The sequence below is a fragment of the Arthrobacter sp. P1_H7 genome (genome assembly GCF_056405215.1).
On the sequence record NZ_JBFUCO010000001.1, the window covers coordinates 58,497 to 72,838 of the forward strand.

At 68.1% G+C, this 14,342-nt stretch carries 12 protein-coding genes; 4 read left to right on the forward strand and 8 right to left on the reverse strand.

Annotated features, from left to right (window positions below):
• Nucleotides 1-82: 82 nt before the first annotated feature.
• A complete protein-coding gene (locus tag AC1DXI_RS00285; RefSeq protein ID WP_476936974.1) occupies nucleotides 83-1,903 on the reverse strand; it encodes an AMP-dependent synthetase/ligase in 1,821 nt (606 codons plus the stop codon).
• Nucleotides 1,904-2,113: 210 nt separating this feature from the next.
• On the opposite strand from AC1DXI_RS00285, the gene AC1DXI_RS00290 reads away from it, so the two are divergent.
• Complete coding sequence (locus tag AC1DXI_RS00290; RefSeq protein ID WP_018772324.1) at nucleotides 2,114-3,208, forward strand: ROK family glucokinase; 1,095 nt, start codon at nucleotides 2,114-2,116, stop codon at nucleotides 3,206-3,208.
• A gap of 59 nt (nucleotides 3,209-3,267) precedes the next feature.
• Here AC1DXI_RS00290 and AC1DXI_RS00295 read toward each other — a convergent pair whose 3' ends face one another.
• The 3 genes from AC1DXI_RS00295 to AC1DXI_RS00305 are packed head-to-tail and all read right to left on the reverse strand — an operon-like array spanning nucleotide 3,268 to nucleotide 5,601.
• Nucleotides 3,268-4,008, reverse strand: coding sequence for a hypothetical protein (locus AC1DXI_RS00295; protein ID WP_476936975.1), 741 nt, complete (start codon nucleotides 4,006-4,008; stop codon nucleotides 3,268-3,270).
• Complete coding sequence (locus AC1DXI_RS00300; protein WP_476936976.1) at nucleotides 4,001-4,804, reverse strand: alpha/beta hydrolase; 804 nt, start codon at nucleotides 4,802-4,804, stop codon at nucleotides 4,001-4,003. The genes AC1DXI_RS00295 and AC1DXI_RS00300 overlap by 8 nt, the downstream gene beginning before the upstream one ends.
• Nucleotides 4,801-5,601 (reverse strand): alpha/beta hydrolase, encoded by an 801-nt coding sequence (locus AC1DXI_RS00305; protein WP_476936977.1) that lies wholly within the window; start codon nucleotides 5,599-5,601, stop codon nucleotides 4,801-4,803. Before AC1DXI_RS00305 ends, AC1DXI_RS00300 begins: the two co-directional genes overlap by 4 nt.
• A gap of 112 nt (nucleotides 5,602-5,713) precedes the next feature.
• Here AC1DXI_RS00305 and AC1DXI_RS00310 point away from each other — a divergent pair, with 112 nt between their 5' ends.
• Nucleotides 5,714-6,556 (forward strand): lysophospholipid acyltransferase family protein, encoded by an 843-nt coding sequence (locus tag AC1DXI_RS00310; RefSeq protein ID WP_476936978.1) that lies wholly within the window; start codon nucleotides 5,714-5,716, stop codon nucleotides 6,554-6,556.
• Nucleotides 6,557-6,640: 84 nt separating this feature from the next.
• Nucleotides 6,641-8,035: a class II 3-deoxy-7-phosphoheptulonate synthase gene (locus AC1DXI_RS00315; RefSeq protein ID WP_476937039.1), complete on the forward strand. Its 1,395-nt coding sequence runs from the start codon at nucleotides 6,641-6,643 to the stop codon at nucleotides 8,033-8,035.
• 162 nt (nucleotides 8,036-8,197) lie between these two features.
• Here AC1DXI_RS00315 and AC1DXI_RS00320 read toward each other — a convergent pair whose 3' ends face one another.
• Nucleotides 8,198-10,369 (reverse strand): Stk1 family PASTA domain-containing Ser/Thr kinase, encoded by a 2,172-nt coding sequence (locus AC1DXI_RS00320; protein WP_476936979.1) that lies wholly within the window; start codon nucleotides 10,367-10,369, stop codon nucleotides 8,198-8,200.
• Nucleotides 10,370-10,485: 116 nt separating this feature from the next.
• Entirely contained in the window at nucleotides 10,486-11,874 is a 1,389-nt protein-coding gene (locus AC1DXI_RS00325; protein WP_476936980.1) for a lytic transglycosylase, read from the reverse strand.
• A gap of 308 nt (nucleotides 11,875-12,182) precedes the next feature.
• On the opposite strand from AC1DXI_RS00325, the gene AC1DXI_RS00330 reads away from it, so the two are divergent.
• On the forward strand, nucleotides 12,183-12,536 hold the full coding sequence (locus tag AC1DXI_RS00330; protein WP_026266238.1) for an Rv2175c family DNA-binding protein: 354 nt from the start codon (nucleotides 12,183-12,185) through the stop codon (nucleotides 12,534-12,536).
• A gap of 125 nt (nucleotides 12,537-12,661) precedes the next feature.
• On the opposite strand, the gene AC1DXI_RS00335 is transcribed toward AC1DXI_RS00330, so the two are convergent.
• Nucleotides 12,662-13,756 (reverse strand): polyprenyl synthetase family protein, encoded by a 1,095-nt coding sequence (locus AC1DXI_RS00335; RefSeq protein ID WP_476936981.1) that lies wholly within the window; start codon nucleotides 13,754-13,756, stop codon nucleotides 12,662-12,664.
• Nucleotides 13,753-14,280, reverse strand: a complete 528-nt coding sequence (locus AC1DXI_RS00340) for a hypothetical protein (protein WP_476936982.1) — start codon at nucleotides 14,278-14,280, stop codon at nucleotides 13,753-13,755. The genes AC1DXI_RS00335 and AC1DXI_RS00340 overlap by 4 nt, the downstream gene beginning before the upstream one ends.
• Between the last annotated feature and the right edge of the window lie 62 nt (nucleotides 14,281-14,342).

Sequence of the window (14,342 nt, forward strand, 5' to 3'; positions counted from 1 at the left end):
GGTCAGATACGGCCCATCCGGGGGCACCGGATGGGCCGTATCTGACCCCGCGTTGCTCTGGTGGCGGGCGGGCGAGGCTGCTCTAGGCGAGGGTGGGACGCTTGGCGCTGTACATTTCCTCGATCACGTTTTCGAAGTCCTTGAGCACCTGGGCCCGCTTGACCTTCATGGAGGGCGTCAGGTGGCCGGAGGCCTCGGTGAAATCGGCCGGCACGATCCGGAAGGACTTGATGGCCTCGGCCTGGGACACGGACTGGTTCGCGTGGTTGATGAGCTCCTGGACGGCGGCCTTGACTGTGGGGTTGACGGCAACCTCAGCGAGCGAGGTCGAGGCCGGGAGCCCGTGGCGGCCCAGCCAGCCGGGCAGGGCTTCTTCATCCAGGGTCACCAGGGCACCAATGAACGGGCGGTTGTCACCGACCACGAGCACCTGCGAGACGAGCGCGTCCGCCCGGATCTGGTCCTCCAGCAGGGCCGGGACGACGTTCTTGCCGCCGGCAGTGACGATGATTTCCTTCTTCCGCCCGGTGATGGTCAGGAACCCCGCCTCGTCCAGCTGGCCGATGTCGCCGGTGCGGAACCAGCCGTCCTCGAAGGTCGCGGCGGACAGGTCATCACGCTTGTAATAGCCGCGCATGACGCACACGCCCTTGGCGAGAATCTCGCCGTCGTCCGCGATCCTGACGGAGTTGCCCGGAATCGGGGCGCCGACGGTGCCGATCTTGATCAGGTCCGGGGTGTTTACGGTGACCGGCGCCGTGGTTTCGGTCAGCCCGTACCCTTCCAGGATCTGCATGCCGATGCCTTGGAAGAAGTGGCCCAGCCGTTCACCGAGCGGTCCGCCGCCGGAAACGGCATGCGAGACATTCCCGCCCATGGCGGCCCGGAGCTTGCTGTACACGAGCTTGTCGAACACGGCGTGCTTGAGCTTCAGCACGAGCCCCACCTTGCCGGCCTGCCGGGCCCGGGAGAATTCGATGGCGGTGTCCGCGGCGCGGTGGAAGATGGCGCCCTTGCCGCCGTCCTCGGCCTTGGTCAGGGCGGAGTTGTAGACCTTCTCGAAAACGCGCGGGACAGCGAGGATGAAGGTCGGTTTGTAGCTCTGCAGATCCGGCAGCAGGTTCTTGATATCCGGTGTGTGCGCGACCGTGACGCCGGCGGCGACTGCCAGCACGGAGATGAAGCGTGCAAAGACGTGGGCCATGGGCAGGAACATGATGGTCCGGGCCTGCTCGTGGACGATCGTGCCGAGCGACGTGACCAGGGCGTTCTCGGACAGTTCCACGAAGTTGCCGTGCGTCAGCTCGCAGCCCTTGGGCCGGCCGGTGGTGCCCGAGGTGTAGATGATCGTGGCGACATCCTTCAGGGACGCCTGGCTGCGCCGTGCTTCGAGCTCGGCATCGCTGATGCCGGCTCCGGCCGCACGGACCTCGTCCAGGCTGTCGCCCTCGAGCTGCCAGACATGCGCCAGGGCGGTGAGCCCCTCGGAGGTGGCCGCCTGCCGGATGATGTCCTCGTGGTGCGCCGATTCGCCGAACGCGGCCACGGCGCCGGAGTCGCCAAGGTTCCAGGCCACCTGGGAGGGGGAGGAGGTTTCATAGATCGGGACCGAGACGGCGCCGGCGAACCAGATGGCGAAGTCGATCAGGGCCCATTCGTACCGGGTGCGGGACATGATGCCCACCCGGTCGCCGGCGGCCACGCCGCTGGCCATAAGGCCCTTGGCGAGGGCGGAGACGTCGGCCAGGAATTCCGTGGCGCGGACGTCCTGCCACTGGCCGGCTGCGTCGAGCCGCGAGAACAGTGCAGGGTTGGAGGCCTTGGCCGCCTGGCGCACCACGAGATCGGTGACGTTGGTGTCCGGATCGACATTCACCAGGGGCGGGACAATGATTTCTCGCACGACAGCTCCTTAGGTATCCATAGGCCCGCAACGGGTACCGCTAAGCCTAGTATGCGGTCCCCCGAAGGTGTGTTCTGCGACACCTACTGGCCAGTAACTTTACGGCCGGCCCCGCGGTTCCGCCAATCGGGGATGCTGCGGGCTCCGCCGCGGCGTCATGCTGCCGGGCCTTCGCGGCTGTGGCGGCCCCGGCGAATAGAATGGGGCACCATGCAGACACCATCACCCGGCCGGCAGCCCGGCCTGCGCCGCCGGACCGCCGCCTGGCGGAGCCGGACCCTGGCCGGGGCCGCGGCCGCCACGGCCGGGCACGACCTCCGCTCACACCTGCGGCTGGGCCGCAAGGGCCTGGCGATCGGCGTCGACATCGGGGGAACCAAGGTTGCTGCCGGCGTGGTCGATGCCGAGGGCCGGATCCTCAGCCAGGCGAAACGTTCAACGCCGGGCAACGACCCGCGCGCCGTGGAACAGGTCATTGTCGAACTGGTTGCAGAGCTGGGCGCCGGGCACCGGATCTGGTCGGTCGGAATCGGCGCCGCCGGCTGGATGGACCTCGACGGCGGCACTGTCCTCTTCAGCCCGCACCTGGCCTGGCGCAATGAACCGCTGCGCGAGAACCTGCAGCGGCTGCTGCGCCGCCCTGTCCTGCTGACCAACGACGCCGACGCCGCCGCCTGGGCGGAATGGCGCTTCGGCGCCGGGCAGGGACAGAACCGTCTGGTCTGTATCACCCTGGGCACCGGGATCGGCGGCGCCATGGTCATGGACGGACGGCTCGAACGCGGCCGCTTCGGTGTGGCGGGGGAGTTCGGCCACCAGATCATCATGCCGGGCGGGCACCGCTGCGAGTGTGGCAACCGCGGCTGCTGGGAACAATACGCCTCGGGCAATGCGCTCGGCCGCGAGGCCCGGGAACTGGCCGCCGCGAATTCTCCGGTTGCCCAGGAACTGCTCAAGGCCGTGGACGGCGACGTGGGACGCATCACGGGCGTGATCGTCACGGAGCTGGCCAAGGCCGGGGACCAGACCTCCCGCGAACTCCTCGAGGACGTCGGGGAATGGCTGGGCCTTGGCCTGGCGAACCTCGCAGCGGCACTGGACCCCGGCAAGTTCGTGATCGGCGGCGGGCTGTGCGACGCCGGCGAGCTGCTCGTCGCGCCGGCCCGGAAGGCCTTCGCGCGGAACCTCACCGGGCGCGGCTTCCGCCCCGCGGCGGAGATCGAATTGGCGGCCCTGGGCCCCAATGCCGGACTGATCGGCGCCGCCGACCTCTCCCGCGTCAGCAGCCGCATGCACACGCAGTAGCGTGCCTCAGTAAGCCCCTCAAACAACCAGCGCAGTGGCTGGCGCCATGACCGGGTGGACTAAATGCGCGCCCCGTCGTCGTGCTCGTCCTTCTCGCCCGGCAGTTTCATGATCAGGAACACCACTGAGGCCGCGAACGCGGCCACCATGCCCACGATGGCCAGCGTCGGGGCCGACCGCCAGAACATCGCCGAGAACACGAGCGCAATCGGGCCGCCCACCGCGCCAAGCCAGGCAAGGACGGTCAAGGGATCTGCACCGGCCAGGCTGGGCGGCTCCTCCGGGATAAACGCGCCGTCGTCGTCGTCGGCCTCATAGTCCCGGGGGCCGGGTGCGGTGTCCGGTGCCTCGCTGCTGCCCGCAGCCGGGTTCCCCGGGGCGGGGGCGAGCCGCTCCTTGGCGGAAAGCTCGATCGGCGCGACGCCGGCGAGACCCAGCGGGTCAAAATCGCGGAACGACCTATTCGCGCCGGAGCCAGCACCGGATCCAGCGCCGGAGCCGGGACCGGATCCAGCGCCGGCGCCTCCGGCGGCGCTGTCCGTTCCGCCGGCCGGGCTGTCGGTTCCCCCAACTGCCTGGTCCTCGCCTGCCCCGACTCCTTCCAGCCTGGCGACCAGATCCAGCCACACGGCGTCGTCATCGGCGGACTGTGCGTCCGGGGCGGCCGGGTCCTGTGCCTCAGGGGGCGGTGTGGTGCCCGGGCGCTGGACGCCGGCTGCGCCTGCGTCAGGCGCAGCCGTCCCGGCGTCGTCGGGGTCAGGGGTTTCGGGGTCCGGGACTCCGGGGTCCGGTTTAGTCATTGGCCGTGTCCTTCCGGCTGGCGCGGGCGGCGCCCGGACTGGCTGCGGCTGCAACGGACCGGACAAATTCGGCCGTGCCACGGAAGATCTCGGGCGCGTCGTTGTCCATGGTAGCGACGTGGTAGCTGTTTTCCAGCCGGATCACCTCGAGCGGGGCGTTGGTCAACCCGCGGCGCAGGGCCTCCATACTGGATTCGGACACCACATGATCCACAGTGGAACGGTACACCCGGACCGGAGCCGTGACGCGGGGCAGCAGCCGCACGGTGTCCTTGAACATCTTGTTGAGCTCGTGTGCGGCGGCCACCGGAGTGCGCGGGTATGCGCACTCATCCATGCCTGGTTTGAGGATGTCATTGGCGATCGCCGGGGTGCTCTTGAGGACAAACTTCAAGATGCCGGCCAGCGGGGCGCGGGGATCATCGATGACGAGGCCGGGGTTGACCACTACAACCCCCGCCACGGGGCGGGTGGCCGCAATCCGCAACGCCAGGGCGCCGCCCATGGACAGTCCCGCCACGACTACGACGTCGCATTCTTCCGCAAGCTCCAGGTAGGCCGCGTCCAGGGCAGCATGCCAGTCCTGCCAGCGGGTCTTGGCCAGCTCCTGCCAGCTCGTTCCGTGCCCCGGCAGCAGGGGCAGCCGGACGGCGAACCCGGCACTGGCCAGGGACGACGCCCAGTCCCGCACACCGTGCGGGCTGCCGGTGAAGCCGTGGGACACCACGACGCCGGTCCGGGGGATGGTTCCCGTGAACGGGCTGCTGAACGGCGAGTGGTCCGGGAGGATGCTCATGGGGTCTCCGAGGGGGCGCGGGGCGGCGAAATAGCGTGGGTGTGCTGGTGGAAGAAGCGCACTGATTCTTCAAAGAGTAGCGGCGCATCGGCGTCCAGGGTGGCAACGTGCCCGCTGCGCGGGAGGGGAACCACTGTGAGTTCCCGGGACCCGAGCCGCCTGCGCAGCAGCGCCAGGGACGACGGCGGGACCACGGTGTCCGTGTCCGACTTGAAGACCAGCGCCGGGGCGCGGACTGCCGGCAGGTCCCGGAGGGTCGCGCCGAACAGCCGGCGCAGCTGGTGGACTGCGGCCAGCGGCGTCAGGGAGTAGTCGCCGTCATCGGTGGTGGTAGCCGTGGAATTCTCCTCCTGAATGGGCGTGGTGGTGCGCTGGAAGTACTTGAGCAGTCCCACGATCCGGACCCTGCGGTCATAGAAGCTCAGGCCGGGGTTGACGGCGGCCACACCGGCCACGCTGTGGCGGGCCGCGGTACGCAGGGCGATCGTGCCGCCCATGGACAGCCCGGCGACGTAGCAGTCATCGGTCCGGGCGGCCAGGTCCAGGTACGCCGTTTCGAAGCTGCTGTACCAGTCCTGCCAGCCCTGCCGGGCGAGGTCGCGCCAGTGGGTGCCGTGCCCGGGCAGGAGGGGCACCGATACGGCGAAGCCCTGGGCGGCGAGGTGGCGGGCCCACGGCAGGACGCTGAGCGGGCTGCCCGTGAAGCCGTGGCAGATGGCCACGCCGGTCCGGGCGTTGGGTCCGTGGCCGGGGTAGCTGAAAGCGGCGGGCGCAGGGGGAGTGCTGCTTTCAGTCATGAGCCCATCGTGTCACCCTTGGCGCCAAAACTCACTAGAGTAAGGTGTCCATTGAAGCCTGGCCGGACCCGATTTGGGCGGCCGGCCAGACGCCTTCCGGAGAGGTCACCGAGTGTTTTATTGGTTCACGAAGACGTTTGTCCTGGGACCGGTGCTGAGGCTGCTGTTCCGGCCCTGGGTCAAGGGCCTCGACAACGTCCCTGCCGAGGGCGCCGCGATCCTTGCCTCGAACCACCTCTCCTTCTCGGACTCCATCTTCATGCCGGTCATGGTGCCGCGGCCGGTCGCGTTCCTGGCCAAATCCGAGTACTTCACCGGCACCGGGATCAAGGGCCGGCTGACCGCAGCCTTCTTCCGGCTCACCAACCAGCTCCCCATGGACAGGTCCGGGGGCGCCGCGTCCGCGCAGTCCCTCAACGCCGGCATGGACGTGCTCAAGAACGGCTCCCTCCTGGGCATCTACCCCGAGGGGACCCGCAGCCCCGACGGGCGCCTCTACCGCGGCAAGGTGGGCGTTGCCCGCCTTGCGCTGCAGGCCCGCGTCCCGGTCATCCCGGTGGCAATGATCGGAACAGACAAAGTCCAGCCGATCGGCAAGCGCGTGCCCAACATCCGCCGCATCGGCATGATCTTTGGCGAGCCGCTCGACTTCAGCCGCTACTACGGGATGGAGGATGACCGGCTGATCCAGCGTTCGGTGACCGACGAGATCATGTATGAACTCATGCGGCTCTCCGGCCAGGAGTACGTGGACGAGTACGCCGCCGCCGTGAAGCTCCGCCTGGCGGGCAAAGCCCAGGACGCGGCCCCGGACAAAGCCCCTGCGGGCCCTGACGAAGTGCAGGATGCGGCCGCCGGAGAAACCCCAAACAAAACCCCAAACAAAACCCCGAACGAAAGCCCGCATGAAACTGCCGCCGGGGAAGCCGGGCCGGAGATTCCCGGTACCGGTTAAGCGGGCCGCGGGTGTCATGTGACGGCAATGGTGCTGCCAATGACAGGCAGGGCCCCCGAACCGCGGCGGGGCAACTATCCTTAGATAGTGACCGAGCTATCTGAGAAACCAGTTTCCCCGCTGACCAGCACCGCCCAGAGCGGAGCCGCCAACTATCCCGGACTGGACAACTGGCGGGAGCTCCCGGCCTCGCAGCAGCCCACCTGGTCGGACCCGGCTGTGTTCGAGGCGTCCGTCAAAGAACTTTCCGTCCTCCCGCCCCTCGTGTTCGCCGGCGAAGTGGACATCCTTCGCGAACGGCTCGCCGCCGCGGCGCAGGGCAAGGCGTTCCTGCTCCAGGGCGGCGACTGCGCCGAGACCTTCGAAGCGGCGACGGCGGACAAGATCAGTGCCCGCGTCCGGACCATCCTGCAGATGGCCGTCGTCCTCACTTACGGCGCGGCCATGCCCGTCATCAAGATGGGCCGCATGGCCGGCCAGTTCGCCAAGCCGCGCTCTTCCAACGATGAAACGCGCGAGGGCGTCACCCTGCCGGCCTACCGCGGCGACATCGTCAACGGCTACGACTTCACGCCCGACTCCCGCGCCCATGACGCCAGCCGGATGCTGAAGGCCTACCACACCTCCGCCTCGACGCTGAACCTGATCCGCGCCTTCACCCAGGGCGGCTTCGCGGACCTGCGCCTGGTGCACCAGTGGAACAAGGGCTTCACCGAAAACCCGGCGCATGCCCGCTACGAGTCCCTGGCCCGGGACATCGACCGCGCCATCAAGTTCATGTCCTCCTGCGGGGCCGACTTCGAGGCCCTGAAGCGGGTGGAATTCTACGCGAGCCACGAGGCCCTGCTGCTGGACTACGAGCGCGCCCTGACCCGCATCGATTCGCGCACCGGGCTGCCCTACGACACCTCGGCGCACTTCCTGTGGATCGGGGAGCGGACCCGCGAGCTGGACCACGCACACGTTGACTTCCTCTCCCGCGTCCGCAACCCGATCGGCGTGAAGCTCGGCCCCTCGACCAGCGGCGACGACGCCCTGCGCCTGATCGACAAGCTGGATCCGAACCGGGAGCCCGGCCGGCTCACCTTCATCACCCGCATGGGTGCGGGCAACATCCGCGAGAAGCTGCCGGCTATCGTCGAGCGCGTCACCGCCTCCGGGGCGCAGGTCCTTTGGGTCACCGACCCCATGCACGGGAACACGGTCACCTCGCCCAACGGCTACAAGACCCGCAATTTCGACGACGTCATTGACGAGGTGCGCGGATTCTTCGAAGTCCACCACGCGCTCGGCACCGTTCCCGGCGGCCTGCACGTGGAGATGACGGGCGACGACGTCGCCGAATGCCTGGGCGGAGCCGACCCGATCGACCAGGAAGCCTTCCTGGACCGCTACGAGTCGGTCTGCGATCCGCGCCTGAACCACATGCAGTCGCTCGAAATGGCGTTCCTGGTAGCCGGTGCGCTCTCCAAGCGCTGAGGCGCTGAATTAGAGAACGCGTCTGACGAGACGCTCCTGACCGAACGCTTCTGACCGAACGCTGCCTGTCTAAAAACTCCAAAAAAAGCTCCGCCCGGCTGCAGCAGCCGGGCGGAGCTTTTATGTGGAGCGGGTCTGCCCCTGGGCGGGCGCCGTGTATGGTCAGACCACGGTCAGGGTGATAGTCGAGCCTTCCGGGACGGCCGTATCCACCGGATCCTGGACGCGGACTGTTCCAAAGAATCCGCCCAAATACTCATCGACCTTAACCACGAAGCCAAGTTCTTCGAGTGCCGCCCGGGCTTCCTTAACCTGTTTGCCGATGAAATTGGGCACCTCGACGAGCTTCGGGCCCCTGGAGATGGTCAGGGTGACGGTTCCGCCCTTGGTCAGGTTGCCTGAGGCCGGGTCCTGCGCCAGCACCGCGCCCTTCGGGACGTTCCGGTCGTTGACCGGCTCGGGTGCGACCACGGCCTTCAGGCCGGCGGCTTCCAGGGCACTCACGGCTGCGTCCTGCGCCTGCCCGCGGACATCCGGGACCGGGATGGGCTGCGGGCCCTTCGAGACGGTGAGGCCCACGGGCGTCCCGTGCCTGACCGGGTTGCCGCTGCGCGGAGCCTGGGCAAGGACAGTCCCGGCCGGCGCCTTCTCGTCGAAGGTCTCGGTAATCGGGCCCAAAGCCATCTGGGCGCCGTTGAGCGTGGTCTTGGCCTCGTCCAGGGACTTGCCGGTCAGTTCCGGCAGCGGGAACAGTTCCGGGCCCTTGGACACGGCCAGGGCCACGGGCTGGAACTTGCGGATGACCTCGCCGGCGGTCGGCTCCGAGCCGACCACGAGGCCGGGTGAGATGTCGTCGTCGAAAACATCCTTCACGGTGGATTGGAAGCCGGCGGTGCGGAGCAGGTCCTGGGCCTCGGCAACCGTCTTGTTCGCCACCGGGGGAATGGTTCCAGGTGAGCCCGGACCCATACCGAAGAACCAGCCGGCGACGGCGGCGAGCAGCGCCGCGACGACGAGCAGGACGATCCACAGCAAGCCGCGGCGCCGGGGGTTGCCCTCGTGCAGGGTCCTGGTGGGCGTGGCCGCGGCGCGCTGGCGAGCCTTCTCCTCGTCCCGGTCCAGCTTGCGCTGGGCGCGTTTGCTGGGGGCAACCGCACCTTCTGCTGGATCGTCGTACCCGGCGGCGCCGTCGTAGGCCGCCTCGTCCGGGGTGGACAGCGGCCCGTAGGCCGGACGCCGCGGGGCGCCGGACATGACGGTGGTCGGGTTGCCGCTGGTGCGGGAGATCATCTCGGTGGGCCGGGCGAGGCTGCCGTACACCTCAGTCTGCAGTTCCGTAGGCATACCGGTGGGGGGCAGCACGTGGGCGGTGTCCTGTGCGTCGCGCCCGTCCGACGCCGGGCGGGCACCGCCGGGCGGCCGGTTTGGCGGTGCTGCCACGGCCGGAAGGGCGCTGCGGACAGCCGCCGGCGGCTGGAGGTCGAGTTCGGCGTCGCTGAGGTTGGTCCTGATGTGGCGGAGTTCGGACAACAGGGCGCTGCCGTCGACGGGGCGCTTGTCCGGGTCCCGGTCGGTGCACCACTGGACGAGTTCGTCGATCTCCGCAGCCAGGCCGGGCACCACCAGCGACGGCGCCCCCACAGTGGAATTGACGTGCTGGTAGGCGACCTGGATGGGCACGTCGCCTTCGAACGGCTGCCTGCCCGTGATCATTTCGTAGAGCATGATCCCGACCGAATAGATGTCGCTGCGGGCATCTGCCTGCTTCCCCAAGACTAGTTCGGGGGAGAGATAGGCGACAGTCCCGATCAGGGCGCCGGTGCTTGTGGACGTCGAGATAGCGCGTGCCAGGCCGAAGTCGCCGAGCTTGATCCGCCCGTCGTCGGCGATCAGGACGTTTTCGGGCTTGATGTCCCGGTGGATCATGCCGGCGGCGTGCGCGGCGCCGAGGCCCTCGACGACCGGATCGATCAGCGCCAGGGCCAACCGCGGTGACAGGGCGCCCTTGTCATTGAGGACGTCCCGCAACGTGTGGCCCTTGATGAACTCCATGACCAAATAGGCGAGCCGGCCGTCCTCGCCCTGGTCCAGGACGCCCACGACGTGGGGGTGGGAGAGCCGGGCGGCAGCCTTGGCCTCGCGGCCGAGCCGGTCGAGGAACTGCGGGTCGTCGGCCAGATGGGGATGGAGCACCTTCAGCGCGACATCACGCTCAAGGCGCTGGTCCGTGGCGAGGTACACGGTGGACATCCCGCCGCGGGCAAGCCTGGATTGAACCTGGTAGCGGTTGTCCACCAGGTTCCCTACGAGAGCATCCGACACGTATTCCTGCACCTTACAATCGTAGTCGCTGGACAGAAACGGGCCCGAATCAACATGCGATCCGGGCCCGTAGCGTCACGCTCCGCCGTAAGGGAGCCTGTGCTGGAGTCTGTATTCAGCCGAACAATTTAGCGGAACAGCTGCCGGTTGGCCTTGATGGCGGCGACGTAGCCCTTGGTGTCCTCGAACATGCCGTTCTGGCTCACTGAGTACTGGCCCTGGTAATAGCCGGCGATCGCAGTGTCCACATCCGGGCTCGTGCGGACCAACTGGCGGATGATCGCGATGCCTGCCGTGGCGTTGTCGTACGGATCCAGCAGGTTCAGCTTGCGGCCCACCAGATCGGAGGCCCATTCGCCGGAGGACGGGATGACCTGCATGGTGCCGATCGCATTGGCCGGTGACACTGCACGCTGGTCGAAGCCGGATTCCTGGAAGGCAAAGGCCAGTGCGAGGCTGGCGTCCACGCCCATGCGCCGGGCCGTGTCCGCCACGATCGACTTCATCTGCTGGCGGCTGGGCACCGGAGAGGCGTTGAGCAGCGCCTTGTTCTGGTTGGCCGAGCTCACCACGGCGGCCGGGTAGCTGAACCCGAGGAACGTGCTGGGCACGAGGGGCGTGGTGGTGGCAGGCGTGCTCGAGGCCGGTGCGATGGTCGACGCGCCGGGGATGACGAGCTTCTGGCCCGGGTAGATGATGCTCGACATCGTCAGCCGGTTGGCCGAGAGGACGTCCGAGAGCCTGACACCGTTGCGGGCCGCGATGCCGGAGAGGGTGTCGCCGGCCTTGATGGTGTAGGAGCCGGAGCTGGCCGGCGCGGGCGCCGACGGCTTGGGTGCGGCGGGAGCCGGCGTGCTGGAACCGCCGCCGACCTTGACCTTCTGGCCGGGATAGATCACCGAGCTCATGCCGAGCCCGTTCCACTTGAAGATCTCCGAAAGCCCAACGCCGTGGCGGGTGGCGATGGCGCTCAGGGTGTCGCCGGGCTTGACGACGTACACGCGGCCCCCGCCCGAGGCGGACGTCACAGCAGACGTCGCAGGGGCGGTTTTCGCCGGTGCGGACGGTTTGGGCGCCGCCGGGGCCGGCGTCGAGCCCGTGAGTTTGATCTGCTGCCCCGGGTAGATGATGGTGTTCGCCTGCAGGTTGTTCAGCTTGAGCACGGCGAAGGTGTCCAGGCCGTAGCGGCCGGCAATGGCACTGATGGTGTCGCCGCGGGCGATCGTGTAGACGGCCGGAGCCGCCGGCTGCGCGGGCCGCAGGGCGGTCGGAAGCGTCACCGGGACGGAGGCGGCCGGGATCACTGCCGCCTTCAGGGATGTCGCCGCGTCAGCCTTTGCCTGGGCGCGCATGGCGGCCGCGAGGGTTGCCGGGACCGAACGCACACGCGGTTCGGCTGCGGCCGGCTGGGCGATCGCCAGGGAGGAAAGCACGACGGCGGGAAGCGCCGCCGTCGTCGCCGCAATAAGCGGCAGGCTGCGCCCCGGACGGAGCTGTGGCGAACGTGAGGTTGTCATTGGAAAGATCCTCTTCTCAGCGGCAACGCTGCGGTCAGGCCGGTAGAACTGGTGTTACCAGTGTGACAAAAGTTATTTCTGTTACAAATGTGATCTATGTGAATGTCTCATGAATTGGCAATTAGCACAAGAACCGTTTGACATTCCGCAATCCCGTTTCCGGTGGAGTGTCGCCCGAAAGTCGTTCCTGCGGAGTCCTCCGGTGTTGCCGGGCGGCATTCCGGCGCGGCGGGACGGGCCATGGCCGCGGCGTCATTTCTGCGGATGCCGACTAGGCGGCGGGGCACCGGGCGTGGCAATCTTTATGCGTGAGTAATGTAGAAAGCCTCGTGGGCGAATGGCTGCCCCTGCCCGATGTCGCACAGCTTCTGAACGTATCTATCACCAAGGTCCATGCATTGCTGGACGAGCGTGCGCTGGCGGCCGTGAGAATCGGTGACCGGCGCATTCGGTCCGTGCCTGCGGCATTCATCCAGGACGGGCATGCCGTGGAGAGCCTGAAAGGCACCATTGTTGTCCTCTCCGACGCCGGGTACTCGGATGAGGAACTGATCAACTGGCTCTTTACGCCGGACGACTCCCTCCGCGGCCGGCCCATTGACGCCCTGCGGGAAGGGCGCAAGACCGAAATCCGCCGCAGGGCCCAGTCACTGGCCTGGTAAGAGCACGCCGGCAGCAACACTGCGCCGGCAGCATCCCCGGACGTGCCATTACGGGCCGTGCACAGCGCAAGCGCCGTGCACGGCCCGCCGCGTTTCCGCCGGCGGCTTTTGCCTTGGGGGCCGGGTCAGGCGGCGCGGCTGACCGTGGCCTCTGCCAACCTGCGGAGCGCGGTCTTGGGCAGCTCCTCCAGTGGCAGGAGATCCAGGGCGGCGAAGGCGGCCTTGCCGAACTCCTCGATGAGTACTTCCGTGGCCTGGAGTGCACCGCAGTCCACGATGATCCGCCGGATCTCCTCGATGTCCGCGTCGTTGAGATCGGGGCTGCCCAGCTTGGCGTCGATGAACTCTGATTCGGCCGGCGTGGCCTGGTCCAGGGCGAAGGCGACCAGGACTGTGCGCTTGCCCTCACGGAGATCGTCCCCGGCAGGTTTGCCGGTGGTGACAGGGTCACCGAAGACGCCAAGGACATCGTCCCGCAGCTGGAACGCCTCGCCGAGCGGCAGGGCGAAGGCGGAATAGCCGCGCAGCAGCTCGTCGCCGGCGCCGGCCAGGGCGCCGCCGAGGGCGAGCGGGTGTTCGGTGGAATACTTGGCCGATTTGAACCGGATGATGGACTGGGCCCGGCTGACGGCCCCGGCGCGGTCCCGCCTGGGCCCGGCGACTTCTTCCAGGATGTCGAGGTACTGCCCGGCCATCACTTCCGCGCGCATGAGGTTGAAGATCAGCCGTGCCGGGCTTCCGGAGGCGGCCCGGTGTCCGATCTCCGTGAACGATTCCTCGCTGAAGGACAGGCAGAGATCCCCGGTCAGGATCGCTGCCGCGTGGCCGAACCGTTCACTGTCCAGCGCCCAGCCCTGCGCCTCGTGCAGTTCAATGAACCTGCGGTGGACGCTCGGGCCGCCCCGGCGGGTGTCCGAGCGGTCAATGATGTCATCGTGGATCAGGGCCGCGGCCTGGAACAGCTCCAGGGCCGAGCCGGCGGTGACCACCTCGGCGGCGCCGGCTTCCCCGCCGGCTCCGCGCCACCCCCAGTAGCACATGAGCGCCCGCAGGCGCTTTCCGCCCGTGACCAGATTCGAGATCGAGCCCATGAGCGGATCGATGTCCTGGGAGATCGAGGACATGACGGCCTGGCGGCTGGTCAGGAACTCGGTGAGCTTGCCGGCGACGGCGGCCACGAAATCCGCCTGCTCGAGCCGCAGCTGTTCGGCGAGACTCACTTGACGGACTCGGCAGCGACGTTCGCGCCGATCGTGAACGTGGACACCCCTGTCGTCTGCATAACGGAGATGTTCACGGTTTCGTTGTCCCCCCGCAGGAAATCTTTGGAAGGCAGGGCGCCGACAGTTTCACCGGGTACGGCTCTGAAGCCCTGCGCCTGGAGCCCCTTGGTGTAGAAAGCCAGGACATCGGCAGCGGGGGCGGTGGTGCTGCCGACCAGTGCCGCGGTTGCCGGCACGGTGGTTTTGTCGAAGCTGCTCGAAACCACCTGCGCCCCGGGCATCAGCGGCAGGAGTTTCTGCGGGAAACCGGGCACCAGGGCACCCACTGTGGCTGACGTGCCGGGCTCCGCGGAAGGGCTGGGGGGAGCCGTGGTGGAGGACTGCGCAGAGGCGTCCGGGGTCGAGGCCGGTGACGCCGCCGGGCTCCCGGTGCCGGCAGGCGTGCATGCGGCCAAGGCCAATAGCGCGCCCGCCGCCGCGATGGCGGCTGCGGCACGTTTGCGCTGTCCAAATACCTTCACAGGGACTTTCCTCCTGGGGTTGAAGCGGAATCAGCCTCCAGTTTAGTCAGTCCCCGGGCATA

Bases quoted from the DNA above. Each gene is read 5' to 3' on its own strand.
- AC1DXI_RS00290 (WP_018772324.1), top strand. From the start codon at position 2,114: ATGCAGACACCATCACCCGGCCGGCAGCCCGGCCTGCGCCGCCGGACC.
- AC1DXI_RS00295 (WP_476936975.1), bottom strand. From the start codon at position 4,008: ATGACTAAACCGGACCCCGGAGTCCCGGACCCCGAAACCCCTGACCCC.
- AC1DXI_RS00300 (WP_476936976.1), bottom strand. From the start codon at position 4,804: ATGAGCATCCTCCCGGACCACTCGCCGTTCAGCAGCCCGTTCACGGGA.
- AC1DXI_RS00305 (WP_476936977.1), bottom strand. From the start codon at position 5,601: ATGACTGAAAGCAGCACTCCCCCTGCGCCCGCCGCTTTCAGCTACCCC.
- AC1DXI_RS00325 (WP_476936980.1), bottom strand. From the start codon at position 11,874: ATGACAACCTCACGTTCGCCACAGCTCCGTCCGGGGCGCAGCCTGCCG.